The 22901-nt window shown below is 66.9% G+C and carries 17 protein-coding genes; 9 read left to right on the top strand and 8 right to left on the bottom strand.

Annotated features, from left to right (window positions below):
* The first annotated feature begins 24 nt into the window (after nucleotides 1-24).
* The 4 genes from LTV02_RS35510 to LTV02_RS35495 all read left to right on the top strand — a co-directional run bounded on the left by LTV02_RS35510 (nucleotide 25) and on the right by LTV02_RS35495 (nucleotide 5060).
* Nucleotides 25-1218 (top strand): type III polyketide synthase, encoded by a 1194-nt coding sequence (locus tag LTV02_RS35510; RefSeq protein ID WP_408639443.1) that lies wholly within the window; start codon nucleotides 25-27, stop codon nucleotides 1216-1218.
* 34 nt (nucleotides 1219-1252) lie between these two features.
* The gene (locus LTV02_RS35505) at nucleotides 1253-3268 is read left to right on the top strand and encodes an ATP-binding cassette domain-containing protein (protein WP_233035917.1); all 2016 of its coding nucleotides are present in this window, start codon (nucleotides 1253-1255) and stop codon (nucleotides 3266-3268) included.
* A gap of 69 nt (nucleotides 3269-3337) precedes the next feature.
* A complete protein-coding gene (locus tag LTV02_RS35500) occupies nucleotides 3338-4189 on the top strand; it encodes a helix-turn-helix transcriptional regulator (RefSeq protein WP_233035916.1) in 852 nt (283 codons plus the stop codon).
* Between the two features lie 79 nt (nucleotides 4190-4268).
* On the top strand, nucleotides 4269-5060 hold the full coding sequence (locus LTV02_RS35495; RefSeq protein ID WP_233035915.1) for an SDR family NAD(P)-dependent oxidoreductase: 792 nt from the start codon (nucleotides 4269-4271) through the stop codon (nucleotides 5058-5060).
* 5 nt (nucleotides 5061-5065) lie between these two features.
* On the opposite strand, the gene LTV02_RS35490 is transcribed toward LTV02_RS35495, so the two are convergent.
* From LTV02_RS35490 to LTV02_RS35480, 3 genes are all read right to left on the bottom strand, one after another.
* Complete coding sequence (locus LTV02_RS35490) at nucleotides 5066-5419, bottom strand: cupin domain-containing protein (protein ID WP_233035914.1); 354 nt, start codon at nucleotides 5417-5419, stop codon at nucleotides 5066-5068.
* A gap of 146 nt (nucleotides 5420-5565) precedes the next feature.
* On the bottom strand, nucleotides 5566-8622 hold the full coding sequence (gene uvrA / locus LTV02_RS35485) for an excinuclease ABC subunit UvrA (protein ID WP_233035913.1): 3057 nt from the start codon (nucleotides 8620-8622) through the stop codon (nucleotides 5566-5568).
* A 163-nt stretch (nucleotides 8623-8785) separates the two neighbouring features.
* A complete protein-coding gene (locus tag LTV02_RS35480; protein ID WP_174567228.1) occupies nucleotides 8786-9577 on the bottom strand; it encodes a hypothetical protein in 792 nt (263 codons plus the stop codon).
* A 302-nt stretch (nucleotides 9578-9879) separates the two neighbouring features.
* Here LTV02_RS35480 and LTV02_RS35475 point away from each other — a divergent pair, with 302 nt between their 5' ends.
* Entirely contained in the window at nucleotides 9880-11610 is a 1731-nt protein-coding gene (locus LTV02_RS35475) for a sensor histidine kinase (protein ID WP_233035912.1), read from the top strand.
* Here LTV02_RS35475 and LTV02_RS35470 read toward each other — a convergent pair.
* The gene (locus LTV02_RS35470; RefSeq protein WP_233035911.1) at nucleotides 11607-12803 is read right to left on the bottom strand and encodes a beta-ketoacyl synthase N-terminal-like domain-containing protein; all 1197 of its coding nucleotides are present in this window, start codon (nucleotides 12801-12803) and stop codon (nucleotides 11607-11609) included. The genes LTV02_RS35475 and LTV02_RS35470 overlap by 4 nt on opposite strands.
* Before the next feature lie 173 nt (nucleotides 12804-12976).
* Here LTV02_RS35470 and LTV02_RS35465 point away from each other — a divergent pair, with 173 nt between their 5' ends.
* Nucleotides 12977-14314, top strand: a complete 1338-nt coding sequence (locus LTV02_RS35465) for a diguanylate cyclase domain-containing protein (protein WP_332909547.1) — start codon at nucleotides 12977-12979, stop codon at nucleotides 14312-14314.
* Nucleotides 14315-14521: 207 nt separating this feature from the next.
* Nucleotides 14522-16846, top strand: a complete 2325-nt coding sequence (locus tag LTV02_RS35460) for a HelD family protein (protein ID WP_233035910.1) — start codon at nucleotides 14522-14524, stop codon at nucleotides 16844-16846.
* Between the two features lie 143 nt (nucleotides 16847-16989).
* Here LTV02_RS35460 and LTV02_RS35455 read toward each other — a convergent pair whose 3' ends face one another.
* From LTV02_RS35455 to LTV02_RS35445, 3 genes are all read right to left on the bottom strand, one after another.
* Complete coding sequence (locus tag LTV02_RS35455; RefSeq protein ID WP_233035909.1) at nucleotides 16990-17442, bottom strand: universal stress protein; 453 nt, start codon at nucleotides 17440-17442, stop codon at nucleotides 16990-16992.
* 390 nt (nucleotides 17443-17832) lie between these two features.
* The gene (locus tag LTV02_RS35450) at nucleotides 17833-18249 is read right to left on the bottom strand and encodes a DoxX family protein (protein ID WP_233035908.1); all 417 of its coding nucleotides are present in this window, start codon (nucleotides 18247-18249) and stop codon (nucleotides 17833-17835) included.
* An 84-nt stretch (nucleotides 18250-18333) separates the two neighbouring features.
* Complete coding sequence (locus LTV02_RS35445) at nucleotides 18334-19197, bottom strand: AraC family transcriptional regulator (protein WP_233035907.1); 864 nt, start codon at nucleotides 19195-19197, stop codon at nucleotides 18334-18336.
* A gap of 55 nt (nucleotides 19198-19252) precedes the next feature.
* Here LTV02_RS35445 and LTV02_RS35440 point away from each other — a divergent pair, with 55 nt between their 5' ends.
* Nucleotides 19253-19729 (top strand): VOC family protein, encoded by a 477-nt coding sequence (locus LTV02_RS35440; protein WP_233035906.1) that lies wholly within the window; start codon nucleotides 19253-19255, stop codon nucleotides 19727-19729.
* A gap of 120 nt (nucleotides 19730-19849) precedes the next feature.
* Here the strand turns inward: LTV02_RS35440 and uvrB are convergent, their stop codons facing one another.
* Nucleotides 19850-22015, bottom strand: a complete 2166-nt coding sequence (gene uvrB / locus LTV02_RS35435; protein WP_233035905.1) for an excinuclease ABC subunit UvrB — start codon at nucleotides 22013-22015, stop codon at nucleotides 19850-19852.
* A 347-nt stretch (nucleotides 22016-22362) separates the two neighbouring features.
* Between uvrB and LTV02_RS35430 the strand changes: the two genes are divergently transcribed.
* Entirely contained in the window at nucleotides 22363-22890 is a 528-nt protein-coding gene (locus LTV02_RS35430) for a DUF402 domain-containing protein (protein ID WP_233035904.1), read from the top strand.
* Nucleotides 22891-22901 lie beyond the last annotated feature (11 nt).

Below are 22901 nucleotides of genomic sequence, written 5' to 3'. Positions count from 1 at the left end.
TCCGAGGGGAGAAAGTTCGTGTCTATCACCATTGATGAGGGGGGCGCTCAGCCTTTCGCGGCAACCCGCTACACGACGGGGAGCGAGACCTTCGACCTGGCCCAGCTGCCGCCCGCGCCGCCGACCACCATCGCTGTGATCGAAAGCGTCGCAACCGGTTCGCCGGCACAGGTCTTCGATCAGTCCGATGCCGCCGCTCAGGTCGCGGAATTGTTCTCTGATCCTACCCAGCGCGCGCGAATTCCGCGGGTGTACCAGAAAACCAAGATTGACACCCGGCACCTGGCGGTCAATCCGGTCGATCCCGAATTCCTGGCCTACAGCAAGAAGCCGGGCACCATCCGGGAGCGGATGCACCTGTTCAAGGAGCTCGCCACCCCGCTGGCGGTCGACGTGGCCCGACGCGCCATCGCCGGAATCGCCGATACGGCAAGCGATATCGGCCAGGTGGTCTTCGCCACCAGCACCGGTTTCATCGCTCCCGGCGTCGACGTGGCCGTGGTCAAGCAGCTCGGACTGTCGCCGGCGGTGAACCGCGTGATCGTGAACTTCATGGGCTGCGCCGCGGCCATGAACTCGATCCGCACCGCCACCGACTATGTGCGCGCCAACCCGGACAAGAAGTCGCTGGTCATCTGCCTCGAATTGAGCTCGGTGAACGCGGTTTTCGACGACAACATCAATGACGTCATCATCCACAGCCTCTTCGGTGACGGCTGCGGCGCGGTGGTCATCGGCGCCGGCGGGGTGCAGCAGCCCCTCGCCCCGGGCAAGGTCGTCATCCGGGACAGCTTCAGCTACCTGTTCGACGACGCCGAGGACGGAATCGTCTTGGGCGTCAACGACAACGGCATCACCTGCGATCTGTCGGAGAACCTGCCGCAGTACATTCTGCGCGGGGTGAACCCGGTGGTCACGCAGGTGCTGGAGCGGCACGGCATGACCAAGCGCGATGTCGATCTGTGGGCCATCCACCCGGGTGGGCCGAAGATCATCGAGCAGTCCATTGCCTCGCTGGGGATTTCGCCCGATGTGGCGGCCCCCAGCTGGGATATCCTGGCCAAGCACGGCAATATGCTCAGCGTCTCGCTGATCTTCGTGCTGGAGCAGATGATCGCCCAGTCGGAGACCGACAAGCCGATCTCGACCGGCGTGGCCTTCTCCTTCGCTCCGGGTGTGACTCTCGAAGGCGTGATCTTCGACATCGTCCGCCGGTAACGGCGAACACCTGCCGTTTCAGAGAGCAGCAATCATGCAACTCATCAGATTCCTCATCTCGATCTCCTGGGTGCGGATCGTCGCCGTCGTCGCCGCGGGTCTCATTGCCGGCGTGGCGAACACCTACCTGGTGACACTGATCCGCGGTGTCGTGTCACCTCCGCCGCACCCGCCCGTCTCCGTCCAAGCCTTCGTCGTCACGGCGCTGGTCATCCTGGTCAGTGGCGTGGTCTCGCAGGTGTTGCTGATCCGTCTGGCCCAGGACGCGATCTACCGGCTGCGGTCGGATCTGAGCTCGAGCATCGTGTCGGCGCCGCTCGAGCAGCTGGAACGGCTGGGCATGCACCGGCTCATGGCCACGCTCACCGAGGATGTGCGGTCGCTGTCGCAGGCCGCGACCGCCATCCCGAGCATCTGCGTCGACCTGGCCACCATCGTCGGGTGCTTCGTGTACCTGGTGATCGTGTCCGGGACCGTCTTCGCGGTCACCGTCGCGGGCACCCTGCTCGGAATCGCTTGCGTGGAAGTGATTCTCAAGCGCGTCCGCACGCTGTACAAGGAAGCGCGGGAGAACGAGGACTCGCTGCTGCGGTCGTACCAGGCCGTGACGCTCGGCATCAAGGAGCTCAAGCTGCACCGCGGCCGGCGGCGGGACTTCATGGACCGCCACCTGCTCGGCACCGCGGGCAGCCTGCGCGACCAGAATGTCGAGGCGGGTTCCAAGTTCTCGATCGGGCAGGGCTTCGGCCAGCTGCTGCAGCTGGGCACCATGGCGCTCATCCTGTTCGGGATCGCGCGCTGGTTCGAGCTGGATCAGAGCGTGATGGTCGGCTACGTGCTGGTCACCACCTTCCTGTCGATGCCGATGCAGAACTTCATGCACCGGATTCCGGACCTGCTGCGCGGCGACGTGGCGCTGAGCAAGATCCGGACCATGAACCTCGACATGGAATCCATGCACAACGAGGAGAACCTGCCGTACGACGATCGGCCGCCGGTGGATTCGGCGCGGCTGGAGCTGGTGAACGCCGGCTACAGCTACCGCTTCGAACCGCCGTCGACGGTGCCGCCCATTCCGGGTGGCCCGCCGGACGGCCCGCCCGGAATGGGCGGCGGTCCGCGTGGGGCGGGTCTGCATCCGGCCGCTACCCGGGCGCAGCTCGCGGCCGGTGACGGGCCGGAAGGCGTTGCGGGACAGGAAGGTCCGGACGGACGCCCGGGCCATCCCGGTCCCGGCGGTCACCCCGGTCCGGGTGGTCCCGGTGGTCCCGGCCACGGCGGTCCCGGTGGTCCGCCGCCGCATCCGAAGGGGCGGCGTCCCGCCGGTCCTCCGGGAGCGACCGGTCCGGATGTCAACGGGCACCGGTTCTTCAACCACGGTGGGCACGACGGCCGTCCGCTGCCGATGGATCGCCGGCCCCCGGAAGCGAACGGGGAGCACGGTTTCGAGCTCGGCCCCATCGATCTCACCTTCGAGCCGGGGCAGATCACCTTCATCGTCGGCGGCAACGGCAGCGGCAAGTCCACCCTGGCCAAGCTGCTGACCGGGCTCTACGTGCCGCAGACCGGTTTCCTGGCGCTCAACGGCGAGCAGATCAATCACCAGAACATCGAGTGGTTCCGCCAGCACACCTCGGCGGTGTTCACCGACTTCCATCTCTTCGAGGACTACCTGGGCTTCGAGCCGGGCATCGACGAGCAGGTGCGAAAGTACCTGCGGGAGTTGCAGATCGATCACAAGGTGACGGTGGAGAACGGTGTGCTGTCGACCATCGCGCTCTCCCAGGGCCAGCGCAAGCGCCTCGCTCTGCTGACCGCGCTGCTGGAAGACCGCCCGATCCTGCTCTTCGACGAATGGGCCGCCGACCAGGAACCCAAGTTCCGCGACGTGTTCTACCGCGAGATCCTCACCGATCTCAAGGCGCGCGGGAAGACGATCATCGTGATCACCCACGACGACCGCTACTTCCATCTCGCCGACCAGCTGGTCAAGCTCGACTTCGGCAAGCTGGCCGAGAAGAGCGAGGCCACGGCCGTCGCGGCGGAGTAAGCGCAGTTCAGCAGTGACGGCGGTGCCCGGTCCGGACTAAGTCCGGACCGGGCACTGTTGTATTCCGGCATGGCCAGCGAACCAGTAGCTTCGAAACAGCTCCGGCGTGCCCAGCTCCGGGATTTCCTGCGCACCCGCCGCGCGCGACTGACGCCCGGCGAGGTGGGGCTGGTGTCGTCCGGGGCGCGGCGCACGCCGGGGCTGCGGCGGGAGGAAGTCGCGCAGCTCGCGGGGGTCGGGGTGTCCTGGTACACCTGGCTTGAGCAGGGGCGCGATATCAATGTCTCGGCCGACGTGCTCGAGGCGGTGAGCCGGGCGCTGCGGCTGAGCGATGCCGAACGGACCCATCTTTTCGTGCTGACCGGACTGAATCCGCCACGGGCGCACCAGGTTCCGGGGGCGCGGGTGGAACCCGAACTGCGCCGGCTGCTGGATTCCTGGGCACCGCGCCCGGCGATCCTGCGGGATCGATATTGGAACATCCTGGCCATCAACGACGGCACGCGGGCGGTGTTCGGCTACGACGACGGCGATCACAACTGCCTCATCAGCTTCTTCACCAATGCGCAGTACCGCGATCTGCATACCGAATGGGCGATCGTCGCACCGGAAGTGGTGGCGGCCTATCGCGCCGATGCGGCCTACGCTCCCGGCGATCCGGGGTTCGAACGGGTGATCGGCGAATTGAGCCGGGCGAGTGCGGAATTCACCGAACTGTGGGCACGGCACGATGTCGCCGCACCCACCCGCACCCGCAAGGCGGTGCAGCATCCGGAAGCCGGGGATCTGATCTTCGACAAGACCACTCTCGCCGTCATCGACCATCCGGAGTGGTATCTGGAGCTGTACAACCCGCGGCCGGGCACCGGTACCGAGGAACGGCTGGCCGAACTGCTGCCCGGGCGGCTCGTCACCGCGTGAATTCCGGCTGCCTGGTGTTGCCGGACCCAGGTTGACTGCGCACTGTTCGCCCCTTCCCCGGCTCGGAATGCTGAATGTCATGACGCACAGCAATTCTCGATTCAACGGCAAGATCGCCCTCGTCACCGGCGGCACCAGCGGTATGGGACTGGCCGCCGCGAACCGGCTGCTGGCGGAGGACGCCCGGGTGGTCATCACCGGACGCGACAAGGAACGCCTGGACGCGGCGGCCGAGGAACTCGGCAGGAGGTTCGACGCGGCCGAGGCGGCCGAGCGCATTCTCGCGGTGCGCGGCGATGTGGCCGAGCTCGGTGAGCTTGACTCGCTGGTCGAGACCGTCCGGGCTCGCTTCGGACGCCTCGACGTGGTCTTCGCGAATGCCGGTGTGGCGGGCTTCGATTCGATCGGCGAGGTCACCCCGGACGAGTTCGACCGAGTGGTCGGAATCAACTTCAAGGGCGTGTATTTCACGATCCAGCGGGCCCTGCCGCTGCTCGCCGACGGCGGCTCGATCGTGATCAACGCGTCCTGGACGCTGCATCGCGGCATGCCGGGCGCATCTCTGTACTCGGCTACCAAAGCGGCGGTGCACAACCTGGCTCACACCCTCGCGGCGGAGCTGGCTCCCAGGCGAATTCGGGTCAACTCGGTCAGCCCGGGCTATATCGAAACCCCCATGTTCCATGACAATGTCTCCCCCGAGGCGCACGCCGAGGTGGTCACGGCCGTGGCCGCCGGGCGCACCGGCACCGCCGAGGATGTCGCGCACGCGGTCGCCTTCCTGGCCTCCGACGAGGCGTCCTACGTGAACGGCCAGGACCTGGTCATCGACGGTGGATTCGTCGCCGCCATACCGGCCCCGATGCTGTAAACGGTTCAGTCGCCGGGGAATTCGATCCCCGGCGACTGATCGGCGCCGAGCAGGAAGTAGCCGAGGAAAGTGACGTCCTCGTCGAGTGCGTCGAAGCGGGTGATACGAGCGGCCTCCGGTTCGAAGAACACATCGCCGGGCCGCAGTGTCCGTTCCGGCTGGCCTTCGATTCGAAAGGCCACCGCACCGGCCTCGATACTGCCCACCACCGGGCAGTTGTGCACGTGCAGTCCAGCTGTGGTTCCGGCGGGCATGGTGATGCGGCGCACTTCCACCCGGGAAACCCGTTTCGCTTGTGCGAAAGCGGCATTCAGCAATACCGAGCGGGTCACAGCGGGTGGGAGTTGATCTTCGGACACCAATCCAGCCTAGTCAGGACAGGTGCCCTCGGGCGGGGTGATTCGACGACTGGCACGGATTGTCGGTGGGGTGTGCGGGAATGCCGGCACGCTCGCCTTCCCCTCGTCATGCCGGGATGACGAGGGGAAGACTCCCGCACCGGATGTCAGCGCAGGGCGGCAGCCTTCCGGCGAGCCGCTGCGGCCTTCTTCGCCGCGGCCGCCTGGTCCGGATCCTTCGGGGCGGCGACCTTTTTCGCGGTCGACTTCTTGGCGGTCGAGCCGTTGGCCGAGGCTGCCACCGTCGGCTTGGCGGCGGCCTTCTTGGCGACCGCCTTCTTCGCCGGGGCCTTCGGCGCGGTGGCTTCGCCGGCCGCCAGGACTTCCTTCAGGAACTGGCCGGTGTAGCTTTCCGCCACGGCGGCAACGTCTTCCGGCGTGCCCTGGGCGATGACCATGCCGCCGCCGGAGCCGCCTTCGGGACCCATGTCGATGACCCAGTCGGAGGTCTTGATGACGTCCAGGTTGTGCTCGATGACGATGACCGTATTGCCCTTGTCCACCAGGCCGTTGATGACGGTCAGCAGCTTGCGGATGTCCTCGAAGTGCAGGCCGGTGGTGGGCTCGTCGAGAATGTAGACGGTGCGGCCGGTGGAGCGCTTCTGCAGTTCGGCGGCCAGCTTGACGCGCTGGGCCTCACCGCCGGACAGGGTCGGCGCGGACTGGCCCAGGCGCACGTAGCCCAGGCCGACGTCCACCAGGGTCTTGAGGTAGCGGTGGATGGAAGTCACCGGTTCGAAGAAGTCGGCCGCTTCCTCGATGGGCATGTCCAGGACTTCGGCGATGGTCTTGCCCTTGTAGTGGACTTCCAGGGTTTCGCGGTTGTACCGCGCCCCGTGGCAGACCTCGCAGGGGACGTAGACATCCGGCAGGAAGTTCATCTCGATCTTCAAAGTGCCGTCGCCGGAACAGGCTTCGCAGCGGCCGCCCTTCACATTGAAGGAGAAGCGGCCGGGCTGGTAGCCGCGCACCTTGGCCTCGGTGGTGGCCGCGAACAGGGTGCGGATCTTGTCGAAGACGCCGGTGTAGGTGGCCGGGTTGGAGCGCGGGGTGCGGCCGATGGGCGACTGGTCGACCTGGACCAGCTTGTCCAGATGGTCGAGCCCGTTCACCCGGGTGTGCCGGCCGGGGACCTGGCGCGCACCGTTCAGCTTGTTCGCCAGCACGGTCGCGAGAATGTCGTTGACCAGCGTGGACTTACCGGATCCGGAGACGCCGGTGACCGCGGTGAGCACGCCCAGCGGGAAGCTCACGTCGATGCCGCGCAGATTGTGCTCGACCGCGCCGACCACGGTGAGCTGCTTCTTCTTGTCCAGCGGCCGCCGCACCATCGGGACCTCGATGCGTTCGCGCCCGGAAAGGTATGCGCCGGTGAGGGATCGCTGATCCTTCAGCAGGCCCTCGTACGGTCCGGAGTACACCACCTGCCCGCCGTGCTCACCGGCGAGCGGGCCGATGTCGACCACCCAGTCCGAGGCGTGGATGGTGTCCTCGTCGTGTTCGACCACGATGAGGGTGTTGCCGAGACTCTTGAGCCGCGTGAGGGTTTCGATCAGCCGCCGGTTGTCGCGCTGGTGCAGGCCGATGGACGGCTCGTCCAATACGTACAGCACGCCGACCAGACCGGAACCGATCTGGGTGGCGAGCCGGATGCGCTGCGCTTCGCCGCCGGAGAGGGTGGCGGCCGCGCGCGACAGGGTCAGGTATTGCAGGCCGACGTCCAGCAGGAAGCCCAGGCGGGCCTGGATCTCCTTGATCACCTGGGCGGCGATGGCGGCCTGCCGCTCGTCGAGGGTCAGCGAGTTCAGGAAGTCCGCGGCCTCGCCGATGGACAGGTCCGACAGCTCGGCGATCGACTTGTGCCCGCCACGCGAGGCCAGGGTGACGGCCAAGATCTCCGGCCGCAGGCGCGCGCCATTGCAGACGGGGCACGGGATATCCCGCATGTACCCGTCGTAATGCTCCTTCATGGCCTCGGACTCGGTGGCATCCATGCGCCGCTGCAGGAACGGCATGACGCCTTCGAAATCGGCGTAGTAGGAACGCTTCCGGCCGTACCGGTTGGTATAGGAAACGTGGACCTGTTCGGAACTGCCCTCCAGCACGGCCTTCCGGGCCTTGGCCGGCAGATCCTGCCAGGGGGTGTCCATGCTGAAACCGATGGCCTCGGCCAGACCGGACAACAGGCGCGTGAAGTACTCGGCGGTCTGCCCGCGCGACCACGGCGCGATGGCCCCGTCGGCCAGGCTCAGCTCCGGGTCCGGCACGACCAGATCCGGATCGACCTCCTTGCGAATGCCGAGACCGGTGCAGTCCGGGCAGGCGCCGTAGGGCGAGTTGAAGGAGAACGAACGCGGTTCCAGATCCTCGATATCGAGGGGGTGCCCGTTCGGGCAGGCCAGCCGCTCGGAGAAACGCCGCTCGCGGTCGTGCGCGTGCTCGTCGCGATCCACGAAGTCCAGCACCACGATGCCGTCGGCCAGCCGCAGCGCGGTCTCGATCGAATCCGTCAGGCGCTGTTTGGAACTGGGCTTCACGGCGAGGCGGTCCACGACCACCTCGACATCGTGCTTCTCCTGCTTCTTCAGCTTGGGCGGGTCGGTCAGCGGATACACCACGCCGTCCACCCGGACGCGGGAGTAGCCCTGCGAGTGCAGCTGGTCGAAGAGATCGACGAATTCGCCCTTGCGGGTGCGCACCACCGGCGCGAGCACCTGGAACTTGATGCCCTCCTCCATGGCGAGCACCTGGTCCACGATCTGCTGCGGGGTCTGCTTCTCGATGAGGTGACCACAGGTCGGGCAGTGCGGAATGCCCGCGCGCGCGAACAGCAGGCGCAGATAGTCGTAGACCTCGGTGATGGTGCCGACCGTGGAGCGCGGATTGCGGTTGGTCGACTTCTGGTCGATGGACACCGCCGGAGACAGGCCCTCGATGAAGTCCACGTCCGGCTTGTCCATCTGCCCGAGGAACTGGCGCGCGTAGGCGGACAGCGATTCGACGTAGCGGCGCTGGCCTTCCGCGAAAATGGTGTCGAAGGCCAGCGAGGATTTGCCCGACCCGGACAAACCGGTGAATACGATGAGGCTGTCACGGGGTAGGTCGAGATCGACCCCTTTGAGGTTGTGCTCCCGTGCTCCGCGCACCGTAAGGCGATCCGCCACTAGCCGTCCTTCCAACGTTTCGGCATCCAGAACTACCCCCGACGCCATGCTAGGCGTGCCCACCGACAAGTTCGGTTCAAGAAGCCTGAACGCTGGTCAAAGCGTGTTTATTTCCCCAAGGCCGGCATCCCTGCGCGCTTTCGGCATGCCGGAATGACGGGGGTCACACCGCTTTCGGATACGCGGGCTCGGCGAGGTTCTCGGTCGCGCCGATCGCGCTGGGTAGCTCCGGCAGCGGCCGGCGCACGCATCCGGTGGTGATGGCCCGGGGCGCGAGCGCGCGTTCGCGCGGCCGCTCCGCCGCGTCGGCGGCGGTGACCAGGGTCAGGTCGCCGTCGAATCGGCGGTAGAGCAACCGCCCGCGCAAGGTATCCGGATCGGTGAAGAACAGATACGGCAGCCCGCCCCCGCACAGCACCGCGGCGGCTTCGTCCTCGAGCAGCACCGGCACCGGATCCCGGTGCTGGCGCAGCGTGCGCACCGCCCCGGCGCCGGCCCAGCACACCACCGCGTCCAAGCCGGAATCGGCGTCGGTGAACAGGTGCGCGTCGTAGTCCAGGGCATCGAGCACCTTGGCGGCGGCGGTGGGCGTGGACACCTGTAGTAGGCAATCCTTGCGCCGCACAATCGGACTGGGTGCGCTCACCACACCCAGGTCCGGTCGTGCCGGGTCCGGCCAGGGCCGGGACGTTTCGTCCGGTGGGCAGCCCAGTCGCAGGTCGAGGCGTTCCAACGCGAACGTGGTCGCAAACCGTCCCGGCCCGGCGACCTGAACCCGGTACGCCTTCCCCAGCGCCCGGATTCCGGCTTGTACCAAGGTGGTTTCGCCCTCGGTACCGGGCCAGTCGAGGCGGGCCCTGACGGGTCCGTCCAGCCCGTGCCGGCGCAGGATCCGGCCGAGGCCGCGCACCAGTCGGGTCACCTCCGCGGGTGGGACGGGTCCGCGTGTGGTCACGACGAAATCCGGATCGATCCCACTCGACCACACTTCCGACGCGCCCATAGCCGACCCACTTCCCGTTTCCCGACCCGGCAACCCGCATTCATGCCATCACGCGGGGGTGCCGCGCCGACAGTGCCGAAAGTCCCAATCCGGACCACTTTCCGGGAAATCATTCCGGTAAAAGGTTGGCAAATAGTTGCCGCGCCTCGAACCGGCTGTGGGACAGTCACGTTCGACAGAACAACCCTCCGGCAATCGGGTGGGCCGTAAAATACCCGATGCCGTGTGCGCCTCCGCCGGACAGCAGGACAACCATGCACGACGCCCCACGCACCGGTCCCTACTCAGTGCGTGAAACGCTGTCGCAGCTGCGATTACGCGAATTACTCACCGAGGTGAAGGACCGGGTAGAGCAGATCATCGACGCTCGCGACCGTATCGACGGGCTGGTCGAAGCCATGCTGGCGGTGACCTCCGGCCTCGATCTGGACCAGACCCTGCAAACCATCGTGCGGGCCGCCACCGGACTGGTCGACGCCCGCTACGGCGCGCTCGGGGTGCGCGGGCACGACAAACAACTGGCCCAGTTCATCTATCACGGCATCGACGAGCAGATCCGCACGCTGATCGGCGATCTGCCGCAGGGCCACGGGGTGCTGGGCCTGCTGCTGAGCACGCCGGAGCCGATCCGGCTGGACAATCTCGCCCGGCATCCGGCCTCGGTCGGCTTCCCCCGGCATCATCCGCCCATGCGCAGTTTCCTGGGCGTGCCGGTGCGGATTCGCGGCGAGGTGTTCGGAAACCTGTATCTCACCGAGAAATCCGGCGGACATCCGTTCACCGAGGACGACGAGGTGCTGTTGCAGGCGCTGGCCGCCGCCGCCGGTATCGCGGTGGACAATGCCCGGCTCTACGAATCCGCGCGCACCCGGCAGGCCTGGATCGAGGCGACCCGCGATATCGCCACCGAATTCCTGGCCGGCACCGAACCCAATCAGGTACTGGCCCACGTGGTCGAGCACGCTCGGGAACTCACCGCCTCGCAGCGCGCGCTGCTGGCCGTGGTGCCGGATCCGGACGCGCCGCCGGAGGAGGTCACCGAACTGGTGGTGGCGCAATGGTCCGGGCCGGGCGAGGATCCCGCCAACCCGACCGTGCGCACCACCGGCACCGCGGTCGGCCAGGCGCTGAACACCCGCACCCCTTTGCGTTTCGACGATGCCAAACAGGTGGATCTGGGCCGGTTCATCCCCGATCTCGGCCCCGCGCTGGTGCTGCCGCTGCACACCCCGGACTCCACGCTGGGCGTGCTGATCACGCTGCGCACCGCCGAATCCATGCCCTACTCCGACGAATTGGTGGAATTGATCGGCGCGTTCACCGATCAGGCCGCGCTGGCCATGCAATTGGCGGTGGCGCAGCGGCGCATGCGCGAGCTCGACATCCTCACCGATCGCGACCGCATCGCCCGCGACCTGCACGATCACGTGATCCAGCGGCTGTTCGCCATCGGGCTCTCGCTGCAGGGCACCGTCCCGCGCGCCCGGGTGCCCGAAGTGCGGCAACGGCTTTCCGACACCATCAACGATCTGCAGGACGTGGTGGAGGAGATCCGCACCTCGATCTTCGACCTGCACGGCGGCGACGGGCATTCCACCCGACTACGCCAGCGCATCGAGCGCGCGGTCAAACAGCAGACCACCAATACCGAGATCCGCGCCCTCATGCACATCACCGGACCGCTGTCGGTGGTGGAACCCAGCCTCGCCGATCACGCCGAAGCCGTTGTGCGCGAAGCGGTCAGCAATGCCGTGCGGCATTCGGGGGCGGGCACCATCACCATCGATATCGGGGTGGCCGACGATCTCACCATTCTGGTGTCCGACGACGGCTGCGGCATTCCGGACGACATCACGCCCAGCGGGCTGACCAATCTCGCCCGGCGGGCGGAGGAATCGGGCGGACGGCTGGCCGTGTACCCGCGCCGCGACGCCGACGGCGAGGAGACCGGGACGAAACTGCACTGGTCGGTGCCGCTGCACTAACCGATCGGGCCGAGCACCAGCGCCGAATTGTGGCCGCCCATACCGAGAGCCGTCTTCACCGTGATGCCGCCGGTATGCGGCGCCACGCCGTCGACCAGCCGGGCGTGCGCCGGCGCGACGATCGGGGAGGACACCACCAGGCCGCGCTCGTAACCCATGGCGATGGCCGCCACCTCCACCCCCGCCGCGGCCGCCTGACAGTGCCCGGTCAAGGGTTTGGTGGCGACCACCTGCGGGTTGTTGTCGAACAGCGCTGCCAGCAAAGCGGTTTCGGCGTCGTCGCACTGCTGGGTGCCGGAACCGTGCGTGTTCAGGTACGCCACTTCCTCCGGCCGCACATCGGCATTGGCCAGGGCGCGGCGCACGCAGTCGAAGATCTGCTCGTAGGACGGCTCCACCGAGATCACGTGGTAGCCGTCGTTGGACATGCCGCCGCCGAGCACCGCCACATACGGATCGTCGGCCTCGCGGGTCACCACGAAAGCCGTGGACGCCTCGCCGAATCCGAAGCCGCGGCTGCCTTCCTGGAACGGGCGGCAGGCGTCGAGCGGATCGGTGTCGTCGACGGCCGCGCCGAGCGCGACGAAGGGCTCCACCATGTCCGGGGTGGCGGACAGATCGGTGGCGACCACGATCACATCGTCGGCGAAACCCTGGGCCAGCCACAGCTGCGCGGTGAGCAATGCCACATTGGCGGAGGAGCAGGCCGCGGTGACATTCATCGACGGCCCGTGGAAACCGAACTCGCTCATCAGCATCGACACCGGGGTGGAGGGCAGCAGCCGCAGATAGTCGCGCGAACGCCGGCGCGCCCCGTCCACCACGTAGAAGTCCCGCCATTCGTACACATTGCCCAGCACGATGGCGTGCAGCAGACCGACCGTGCGGCCCTGCCGCCAGCCGCGGGCGCGGGCATCGGCGACGGCCTCGCGCGCCGACTCCATGACCGCGCGCACATACCGGCTCGGACCGATTTCCGGATCGCCGCCGTCCGGCACGCGGGCAACCCAGCCGTGCCGATCCCGTTCCGGCCCGTACCCTGGATAGAGCCGGGCCGCTGGCTTACCGCTCAGCAAACCTTCCCAGAGGGTTTCCCGGCCCCACCCGTACCCGGTGACGGCGCCGATTCCGGCAATGGTCATATGATCTTGGTGCTGCTCAGCGGTGGGCGGGTTGGGGATGGTGCCAGGCATTGCATCGCTCCTTCTCGATCCGGTGCCCGTAATGATCACCACTCTCGGGCCGATGCTGTGCGGAACTGTGATTCATTCAATACCCTCGGCGCGATGTGCCAGCAATCGCTCCGACAACAATTTGGTGCCGTGCTCCAACGACATGTCGCAATGACGATCAGGGGGTGCAAGTGGTGGTGGGTAACGATCGGGCAAACGCACCGACCGATGCCGAGCAACTGGCCCAGCGTTACCGGTCCCTGGTCGACTACAGCCCCGATGGCGTAGTCGTCCACGAGCGCGGCAGAGTGGTCTACGCCAACCCGGCGACCGTGCGGATGCTGGCCGCCGGATCGGCCGAGGAGATCATCGGGCAGCCGGTCACCATTTTCGTGGACCCGGCCTCGCTGCCGGGGATGCTGGATCGCATTCGCCGGCTCACCATCACCGGAACCGCCTCCGAACCCGCCGAGATGACGCTGTTGCGCTGCGACGGCGGCACCGTGGACGTGGAGACCGTTTCCGTGCTCACCGCCTGGCACGACCGGCTGGCCTATCAGGTGGTGCTGCACGATCTGACCGCGCAGCGCCGGGCCGAGGCGGCCCAGCGGCGCGCCGAGCAGTTCTTCACCACCGTGGTCTCGCAGCTGGAAGAGGGCGTGGTGGTGATCAGCCGGAGCGGGAAGATCGAATCCATCAATCCGGCGGCGCTGCGCATCTTCGGCTGGAACGGGCCGGATCTGATCGGCGTGCCGTACACCGAACTGCCGCTGTCGCTGCTGGATGCCAATGCCCAGCCGCTGCCGGCCGACCAGTACCCGATCGTGCGCACCATGGCGACCGGAGAAGCCGTGACCCGCTTCGTCTTCGGCGTGGACCGGCCCGACGGGCAACGCCGCTGGCTGTCAACCAGTTGCCGGGTGCTGAATCCGGCCGACCCCAACTCCCCCACCGTGTCCTCCTTCAACGACATCACCGAATTCCGGGCCAGCCGAAGGCAATTGGAGTACCAGGCCACGCACGATCCGCTGACCGGGCTGGCCAATCGGGCGCTGGTGCTGTCGCGGCTGGCCGCCGCGCTGGGCACCACCGAGGCGCTGCCGGTCTCGACGGTCATGTTCATCGACCTGGACGGGTTCAAGGCCATCAACGACACACTCGGGCATGCCATCGGCGACACGGTGTTGCAGATCGTGGCGCAGCGGTTGCAGCGCGGGCTGCGGTCCGACGATGTGGTAGGGCGGATCGGCGGCGACGAATTCCTGGTGCTGCTGTCGGGGCGGACCAGTGACGAGGATCTGGCCCTGCTGACCGGGCGCTTGCAGCAGGCCATGGCCGAGCCGATCATCGCGCGCGGGCATCGGATCCAGGTGAACGCCTCGATCGGCATCACGCGCCTGGGGTCGGGTGAGACGCGCACGCCGGAGGCGGTGCTGCACGACGCGGATATCGCCATGTACCGCGCCAAGCCGCCCAGTCACCGTGACAGCGGGAAGCTCATCCGACGCACCGACAACACCCACGCTTCCTGAAACCGGACGGTTGCACGGCTGGTCAGCGGGTATGCGAGTGGCGGTCGTGGAGTTGCCACCATCACGTTTACCTGCGGATACGGCAGCGGCGCGATTCGCGAACTAGAATCGACAACTCTGTTCTTCGATGGTTCGCGAGTCGTGCGCACGCGACAGACGTGGTGATCAAGGAGTTCCGTTTTGCCCGACCTGACTGAGGAGCGCCCTGTGTCCGCGTCCGATCCCGCCGCGGCGGAATCCCCGGATCTGGAGCGTGAACAGCAGTACTTGACGAAGCTTTACCAGCAGTTGGACGGTATGCGCGCGTATGCACAGCGGCGGTTGAAGACGGTGTTGCTGGAGACGGGTGGCACGCCGCAGGCGCGTAGTGAGCGTGAGTCCTACACGCAGCTGTATTCGGAGGATCTGTCGAAATACGATGCGGCCGAACACGGTCTGTGCTTCGGGCGTATCGACCTGGCCGATGGCGTCAGCGGCGACGGATCGCCTGCCGAAGCCAACGGCAGCAATGGCAGCGGCGATTACCGCTATATCGGGCGTATCGGCATTCTCGACGAGTCCGCCGACTACGAGACGCTGCTGCTGGACTGGCGCGCACCGCTGGCCCGCCCGTTCTATCTCGCCACCACCGCCGCGCCCGACGGGGTGACCCGCCGCCGCCATATTCGTTCGCGCAATCGCAAGGTGACCGCGGTCAACGACGAATACCTCGACCTGGATGCCGCACGCCGCGACGGCGTGGTGAACGACGACAGCGGCGTCGGCAGCGAGAGCGCGCTGCTGTCCGCGCTCAATGCCGCCCGCACCGGGCATATGAACGACATCGTCGAGACCATCCAGTCCGAGCAGGACGCCATCATTCGCTCCGAGCACAAGAGCGTGCTGGTGGTGCAGGGCGGGCCGGGCACCGGTAAGACCGCGGTGGCGCTGCATCGCGCGGCCTACCTGCTGTACACCTACCGGCAGCAGCTGGACAAGGCCGGCGTGCTCATCATCGGGCCCAACTCGACCTTCCTCGACTACATCGGGCAGGTGCTGCCGTCGCTGGGCGAGACCGGGGTGCTGCTCTCGACCATCGGCAATCTATATCCGGGAGTGCAGGCGACGCTGGAGGATTCGCTGCGCGCGGGCGAGCTCAAGGGTTCCCTGGACATGCTCGAGGTGCTGAAGAAGGGCGTGCGGGACTGGCAGGAGGTGCCGTCGGAGCCGATCCGGCTGCACTTCGACGGACACGACCTGACCCTGGACCGCAAGATCGTCACCAAGGCGCGCGGGCGGGCCCGGTCCTCGCGGCGGCCGCACAATCTGGCGCGGCCGGTGTTCGCGGCGGGTGTGGTGGACGCGCTCACCGATCAGCTGGCGCAGGCCATCGGGGCCAATCCGCTGGGCGGGCGGAACCTGTTGAGCCAGACCGATCTCACCGAGATCCGGGACGAGATGCGGGCCGACGCCGATATCCAGCGCGCCATCGCCGGACTGTGGCCGATCCTGAGCCCGCAGGACGTGCTGGCCGGGCTGTGGGCCGACCCGAAGCGGCTCGCCAGTGCCGCCGGACAGCTGAGCGCCGCCGATCGGGAGGAGCTATATCGCCCCGACCACGGGGAATTCAGTGATGCCGACGCGCCGCTGCTGGACGAGCTGGCCGAACTGCTCGGCGTGGACGACACCGAGGAACGCGAACGCGCCCGCCGCCGCTGGCGCGCCCAGCTGGCCGAGGCGCAGGACGCCCTCGACATCCTGACCGGTTCCGCGCCACAGGATCTCGAGGACGAACTCGATCCCGAACTGCTCATGGCCTACGACCTGATCGACGCCTCTCAGCTCGCCGAACGCCAGCAGGTGCGCACCAGCCAGACCACCGCCGAGCGCGCCGCCGGGGACCGCACCTGGACCTACGGGCACGTCATCGTCGATGAGGCGCAGGAGCTTTCGGAAATGGCGTGGCGAATGGTGATGCGGCGCATCCCCAATCGCTGGATCACCGCGGTCGGGGATGTGGCGCAGACCGGCGATCCGGCCGGGGCGTCGTCCTGGCAGCAGGTCCTGGAACCGTATGTAGCCAAGCGGTGGAAGCTCACCGAGCTCACGGTCAACTACCGCACGCCGTCGGAGATCATGGCGATCGCCGCCGATGTGCTGGCCGAGATCGACCCGGGCGTGTCGATTCCGCGCTCCATCCGCGATTCGGGCTTCCGGCCCACCGCGCACCGGGTGAACGCGGACGAACTGTCCACCGAGATCAAGCGGCTGGTGGACGCCGAAGCCGACCATCCGGGCACCACCACCGTCATCGTCCCGCACGACCTGATGCCGGAACTGGGCCACCTGAACGGTGATTCGGTGCGCGTGCTCACCGTCCACGATGTGAAGGGCCTGGAGTTCGACGCCGTCATCCTCGCCGAACCTCACCGCATCCTGGGCGAATCCCCGCGCGGCATGAACGACCTCTACGTCGCCCTCACCCGCGCCACCCAGCGCCTGGCCGTCGTGCACACCGCCGACCTCCCGGAGGTCCTGCACCGGCTGCGGTGAGCGGGTTCGGGGCGCGCCCCCGAGCCCCGGGCCGGGTGAAGACCGGCACTCGAACGATGAAGCGGCCGTACCCAACCGGGTACGGCCGCTTCGTTCTTCGGCTTTCAGGGGGTTCGGGGGCCTGCCCCCGAAATTCCTCCCGCTCAGCGCACGGTGTGCACGATCAGCACATCCGCGCGGGACTTGCGGGCCACGTCGGCCGGGACGGAACCCAGCAGGCGGCCGGCGAGGGTGTTGAGGCCGCGGTTGCCGACCACGAGCAGATCGGCTTCCACCTCCTTGAGCAGGCTCAGCAGCGACTCGACGGGCTCACCGACGACGGCCTTCTCGACGATATTGGTGGCGCCGGCGGCGGTCGCCTTGTCCCGGGCCACGCGCAGGATCTCGCTGGTGGGCGCGGAACCGCGCACCTGGTAGGCCTCGTCCTTGAGCACGTCGGCGGCGGCGGCCACATCGCGGTCGTCGGTCGGGTAGTACGCGCAAGCGATGTACAGCGTCGCACCCTCGTCGCCGGCCAGAGCCGCGGCCCGCTCGACGGCGACGTACGACGAGTCCGAGCCATCGGTACCGACGACGATCGTCCGGTAGGCGGTCATTCTCTCCTCCAAGTACAAGGGTCGGGGCCACGGTTTCCCCCGCGTGGTGCGGTTACCACCGCGGCAACTTCGCCTGACAATAGCGGCATAACCGACGGAAATTTTCGATATCGCAACACATCACACTTGCGTGGCGCGGCCGCTCCGGGACACATTCCCGGAGCGGCCCGTGAACGACCCTGACTACCAGCAAAAAGGCGAACGATTGTGAGAAGGCACAGAAATCGCGAACCTTATTGCGGCGCTGGGAGGTTCGTCACACGTTAGCGATAGTCGGCCCAGAACCAGCCGAGAATCACGCTGAGGATCTGCATGCGTTCCCTATCCCTTCGGCCGATCGATGACGGGCAATACTAACGCCGTCATCGATGCGGCCGATCCGGGGCCGGTTCAGAGACTGAAAAGCGGTCCGGTGATGGTCAATCCGAGATCCGTGCCGACGTAGGCGAAGAACGCGAACAGCATGAGCGCCGCGCCCGCCAGCGCCAGATCCTTGTTGAACGAGACCATTTCGGTCTGCTTGGCCTGCGGGTCGGTTTCCTTCCAGAAGGCGTGCATGAGGAACGCCGTCGGGAGCAGGAAGACGAACAGCAGCAGCGCGCCGAGGTCGGCCCAGACGCCGAGCAGGACGCTCAGTCCGCCGGCGATCAGCAGCACGCCCGAGGCCAGCACCGCCGGCTTGGGCATGGGCACGCCCTTGAACTTCGCGTACTGCGCCATCGCGTCGGCCTGTGCGATATGGCCGAAGCCGGAGCTGAGGAACAGCAGGACGAACAGCACTCGTCCGATCAAAACCAGCACGTCCATGGCCCACTCCTTCGATGAAACCGCCATTGGGTGATACGGCAACCAACTCATCAGGAAGGTGGGCTATTCCCATACTCGATCTTGTCAGGAGGGTAGCGAGGTGCGGGCGTAATCCAGCGGAGCCATACCGATCTCCTTGGTGAACTCGTTGGTGAAATGCGCCTGATCGAAGTAGCCGAGGTCGAGCGCCAGCGCGGCCAGATCGGTGGTGCGGCCCTCCGCCAGCAGGTGCGCGCCGTCCTGCAGCCGGTAGCGGCGCAGCACGGCCTTCGGGCTGGTGCCGACATAGCGGCGGAACAGGCGTTGCAGGGTGCGGATGGGGATGTCGAACAGGGTGGTGAGCTGATCCACCCGGGTCAGGTCGCGGTCCTGCTCCATCGTTTCGATGATCCGCAGCACCAGGCGATAGGACTCGTCGTCGGCGACGCCGCGCCGCTCGAACTCGCCGACCAGGAAGTCCTCGACCACGGCGCGGCGGCCCTCGAGTTCGGGCTCGGCCAGGACTCTTTCGGACAGGCCGGCCGCCGCGGGCAGCACCTGCAGAAGCGGCACCGAGGTGTCACGGAGCGCGCCGACGTCCAGACCCGTGAAGGCGCCGAACCCGCCGGCCCGGAACTTCACGCCGAATGTCTCACCCTCCTCGGTCAATTCGCGGGTGTACTTGGTACTCCAGACGCCGGTGACGAAGCCGCCGGTGTGGTCGTGTTCGCGTTCGAAGGTCAGATTGACGGCCGGGAACGGCAGCACCTCGGCGTAGTAGGGCGGCATACCGCGCAGGTCCCAGCTGACGGCCCAGTACCACTCGACATAGCGGCACACCCGCTCCCCCGCCGCGAGCCGGCGGTGGTTGCCGGTGCGGAGCTGTTCCCACGGCCGCAGAATGCCTTTCGCGGTTTCCGGCGGCGGGACCGGGCGCGGGTGGAACCGGCCGGGAATGCTGTCAGTCATGGGGGTGTCGCTTTCTTACAAGAACGAGCGGGCGGCCCGGACGAGAGTTGGGGACATGAGCGAGACAGTGCATCCGATTCCCGAGAACTACCACTCCATCACCTGCTTCCTGGCCGTTCCCGACGGCAACCGGGCCATCGACTTCTACTCCACCGTCTTCGGCGCGCAGGTGGTGAGCCGCAACGATCTTCCCGATGGTCAGCCCGCGCACGCCGAATTGCTGATCGGCGATTCCACCATTCAGATCGGCATGCCCATGCCCGACGAGGGCGTGCGCGCCCCCGAGGAAGGCTGGGTGCACACCAGCATCGTCCACTACTGCCCCGACGTCGACGCGGTCGCGAAACTCGCCCGCGAAAACGGGGCGCGCTACGTGGACGAGCCGCAGACCTTCGTCACCGGCGACCGCTACGGGCGCGTCATGGACCCGTTCGGTCACCGCTGGGTGGTCATGACCCGCGTCGAGGACGTGTCACGCGAAGAGGCCGAGCGCCGAGTGACCGATTGGATGGCCAACTCGCGCAACAACTGATTTGGCGCAGGCGAGGGCAACTTGCCGGGTACGCCCAGTATCGGCAGGGTGGCGGGCCGTCGGCACGGGTTGCCATGTGCCAACGGCCCTTCGCCGCCCGCTGGAGGCTCGGGGAGGCGGCTACTGAATGCCCGCCGCATCCATGCCTCGTAGTTCCTTCTTCAGGTCCTGGATCTCGTCGCGGAGGCGGCCCGCGAGCTCGAACTGGAGTTCGCGGGCGGCATTCATCATCTGCTCGGTCATGTCCTTGACCAGGTCGGCGAGTTCGGCGCGCGGCATGGACTTGATATCGCGGCCCTCGTACACCCCGGCGCTGACGGCACGGCCCGGTTCACCCTGGGCGCGGCGGCCGCGGCTGGCATTGCGGCCCGAGCCGCCGATCTCGACCTCGGAGTCCTCGGCCTCGCGATACACCTGGTCGAGAATGTCGGCGATCTTCTTGCGCAAGGGTTTCGGGTCGATCCCGTGCTCTTCGTTGTAGGCGATCTGCCGGGCCCGGCGGCGATCGGTCTCGTCGATGGCGTGCCGCATGGAGTCGGTGATCTTGTCCGCGTACATGTGGACCTCACCGGACACATTGCGCGCCGCGCGGCCGATGGTCTGGATCAAGCTGGTGCCCGACCGCAGGAACCCTTCCTTGTCGGCGTCCAGGATCGCGACCAGCGAGACCTCGGGCAGGTCGAGACCCTCCCGGAGCAGGTTGATGCCGACCAGCACGTCGTATTCGCCGAGCCGCAGCTGCCGCAGCAATTCCACCCGGCGCAGGGTGTCGATCTCCGAATGCAGGTATCGCACCCGCACGCCCAGCCCGAGCAGATAGTCGGTGAGATCCTCGGACATCTTCTTGGTGAGCGTGGTGACCAGCACCCGTTCGTCCCGTTCGGTGCGCAGCCGGATCTCGTGCACCAGATCGTCGATCTGGCCCTTGGTCGGCTTCACCACCACGTGCGGATCCACCAGACCGGTCGGGCGGATCACCTGTTCGACGAATTCGCCGCCCGCCTGGCCCAATTCGTACGGGCCGGGCGTGGCCGACAGGTACACCGTCTGCCCGATCCGGTCGGCGAACTCCTCCCAGGTGAGCGGCCGGTTGTCGACGGCCGACGGCAACCGGAAGCCGAATTCGACCAGGTTCCGCTTGCGCGACATATCGCCTTCGTACATGGCGCCGATCTGCGGCACCGTCTGATGCGATTCGTCGATGACGAGCAGGAAGTCCTCGGGGAAATAGTCCAGCAGGGTGGCCGGCGCGGTGCCGGGACCACGCCCGTCGATATGCCGCGAGTAATTCTCGATACCCGAGCAGAAGCCGACCTGTTTGATCATTTCCAGGTCGTATTGGGTGCGCATCCGAAGTCGTTGCGCCTCCAGTAGTTTGCCCTGCTTCTCCAATTCCGCGAGCCGGGTCTCGAGTTCCGCTTCGATATCGCGCACCGCGCGTTCCATGCGTTCGGGACCGGCGACATAATGCGTGGCCGGGAAAATGCGGACCATATCCACCTTGCGCACCACATCGCCGGTGAGCGGATGCAGGTAATACAGCGCCTCGACCTCGTCGCCGAAGAATTCGATGCGGATCGCCAATTCCTCGTAGGAGGGGATGATCTCGACGGTGTCGCCGCGCACCCGGAAGGAACCGCGGGTGAAGGACATGTCGTTGCGGGTGTATTGCACATCGACCAGCAAACGCAGCAGCCGGTCCCGGTCGATCTCGCCGCCGACCTCCAGGGTGACCGAACGGTCCAGGTAGGACTGCGGCGTGCCGAGTCCGTAGATGCAGGAGACCGAGGCCACCACCACGACATCGCGGCGCGAGAGCAGGCTCGAGGTCGCCGAGTGGCGCAGCCGCTCCACATCGTCGTTGACCGAGCTGTCCTTCTCGATATAGGTATCGGTCTGCGCGATGTACGCCTCGGGCTGGTAGTAGTCGTAGTACGAGACGAAGTACTCGACCGCGTTGTTCGGCAGCATCTCGCGCAGCTCGTTGGCCAGCTGGGCCGCCAGCGTCTTGTTGGGCGCCATGACCAGGGTCGGGCGCTGCAACTTCTCGATGAGCCAGGCGGTGGTGGCCGACTTACCGGTACCGGTCGCGCCGAGCAGCACCACATCCCGCTCGCCGGCCTTGATGCGGCGCTCGAGTTCGGCGATGGCGGCGGGCTGGTCACCGGCCGGCACATGGTCGCTGACCACCTGGAACTGTCCCCCGAGCCGCTCGATCTCGCCGATCGGCCGGTGCTCGGAATGCGCCAGCGGCAGGTCGCCGGGAACCTCGGTTGCGAAAGCCATGTTCACCAGCCTAGGACGACCCACCGACAGATTCCGCCCGGCCGAGCCGACAGGGTATGCATCCGGTCACACCGGGCCCTCCGGAGCGCCGGACGGGCGGCGGCGGGCACGCCACCCGATCGAACAAACCGATCAGTTCACAAATGTCCGAATTATCCCGTCTTGCAACATACTTCACGAAAATTTCGAGCCGATGACAGTGAAATTCCTTTTCGCTCAGAGGGGTTCCGTTCCCAGCCCGCAGGTGTAACCTGATCTGGCTGGTCGGACGAGTCGAGAAGGGCGTGACGATGACCGGTCTTCGTATGCCACAGCGCAATTCCACGAATGGAGTGGACCCCCATCGGATGAGCGGCACCAACCACTCGGCTTCCCCGCACCGCCCCAGACTCGAATTCTTCAATCTGGCCGAGCTGTCCTGGACCGATCACCACGGCTATCTGCACCCGGTCGAGCGGCTGCACGCCGAACCGTGGGGCCTGTACGTCGAGCGCCTGGTGGACAACCCGCGCTTCCACTACATCGAATCGTGGCTGCTACCGGAGCTGTCGCTGCGCGCCACCGTCTACCACCTGCGACCCGGCCACGACCGCGGGCAGACCTACTACCTCGACATCGGCGACTACGGGCCGGTCGAGCCCAAGAAGTGGCGGGCCGAGGGGCACTACCTGCACGTGGTCGCCCGGCCCGGCCGAGTCCCCGAACTGGTGGGCATCGACGAACTGCTGGCCGCGCACGCGGCGGGTCACTTCGACACCGCGCGCACCCATCAGGCCATCGAGCGGGCCGCGCACGTGGTGGACGGCATCGCGGGCTGCGGTCACGATGTGGATCGCTGGTTCGCCACCAAAGGCATCGCACTGACCTGGCTGTGAGCGGATAATAC

It is taken from the genome of Nocardia yamanashiensis (genome assembly GCF_021183565.1).
In the GTDB taxonomy this organism is placed as follows: Bacteria; Actinomycetota; Actinomycetes; order Mycobacteriales; family Mycobacteriaceae; genus Nocardia; species Nocardia yamanashiensis.
This window is presented reverse-complemented; position numbering and strand designations above follow the sequence as displayed.

What these genes read in the sequence shown, in the direction of transcription:
- LTV02_RS35505 (WP_233035917.1), top strand. Translation starts at nt 1,253, where the DNA reads ATGCAACTCATCAGATTCCTCATCTCGATCTCCTGGGTGCGGATCGTC.
- LTV02_RS35500 (WP_233035916.1), top strand. Translation starts at nt 3,338, where the DNA reads ATGGCCAGCGAACCAGTAGCTTCGAAACAGCTCCGGCGTGCCCAGCTC.
- LTV02_RS35495 (WP_233035915.1), top strand. Translation starts at nt 4,269, where the DNA reads ATGACGCACAGCAATTCTCGATTCAACGGCAAGATCGCCCTCGTCACC.
- LTV02_RS35475 (WP_233035912.1), top strand. Translation starts at nt 9,880, where the DNA reads ATGCACGACGCCCCACGCACCGGTCCCTACTCAGTGCGTGAAACGCTG.
- LTV02_RS35470 (WP_233035911.1), bottom strand. Translation starts at nt 12,803, where the DNA reads ATGCCTGGCACCATCCCCAACCCGCCCACCGCTGAGCAGCACCAAGAT.
- LTV02_RS35455 (WP_233035909.1), bottom strand. Translation starts at nt 17,442, where the DNA reads ATGACCGCCTACCGGACGATCGTCGTCGGTACCGATGGCTCGGACTCG.
- LTV02_RS35450 (WP_233035908.1), bottom strand. Translation starts at nt 18,249, where the DNA reads ATGGACGTGCTGGTTTTGATCGGACGAGTGCTGTTCGTCCTGCTGTTC.
- LTV02_RS35445 (WP_233035907.1), bottom strand. Translation starts at nt 19,197, where the DNA reads ATGACTGACAGCATTCCCGGCCGGTTCCACCCGCGCCCGGTCCCGCCG.
- LTV02_RS35440 (WP_233035906.1), top strand. Translation starts at nt 19,253, where the DNA reads ATGAGCGAGACAGTGCATCCGATTCCCGAGAACTACCACTCCATCACC.
- uvrB (WP_233035905.1), bottom strand. Translation starts at nt 22,015, where the DNA reads ATGGCTTTCGCAACCGAGGTTCCCGGCGACCTGCCGCTGGCGCATTCC.
- LTV02_RS35430 (WP_233035904.1), top strand. Translation starts at nt 22,363, where the DNA reads ATGAGCGGCACCAACCACTCGGCTTCCCCGCACCGCCCCAGACTCGAA.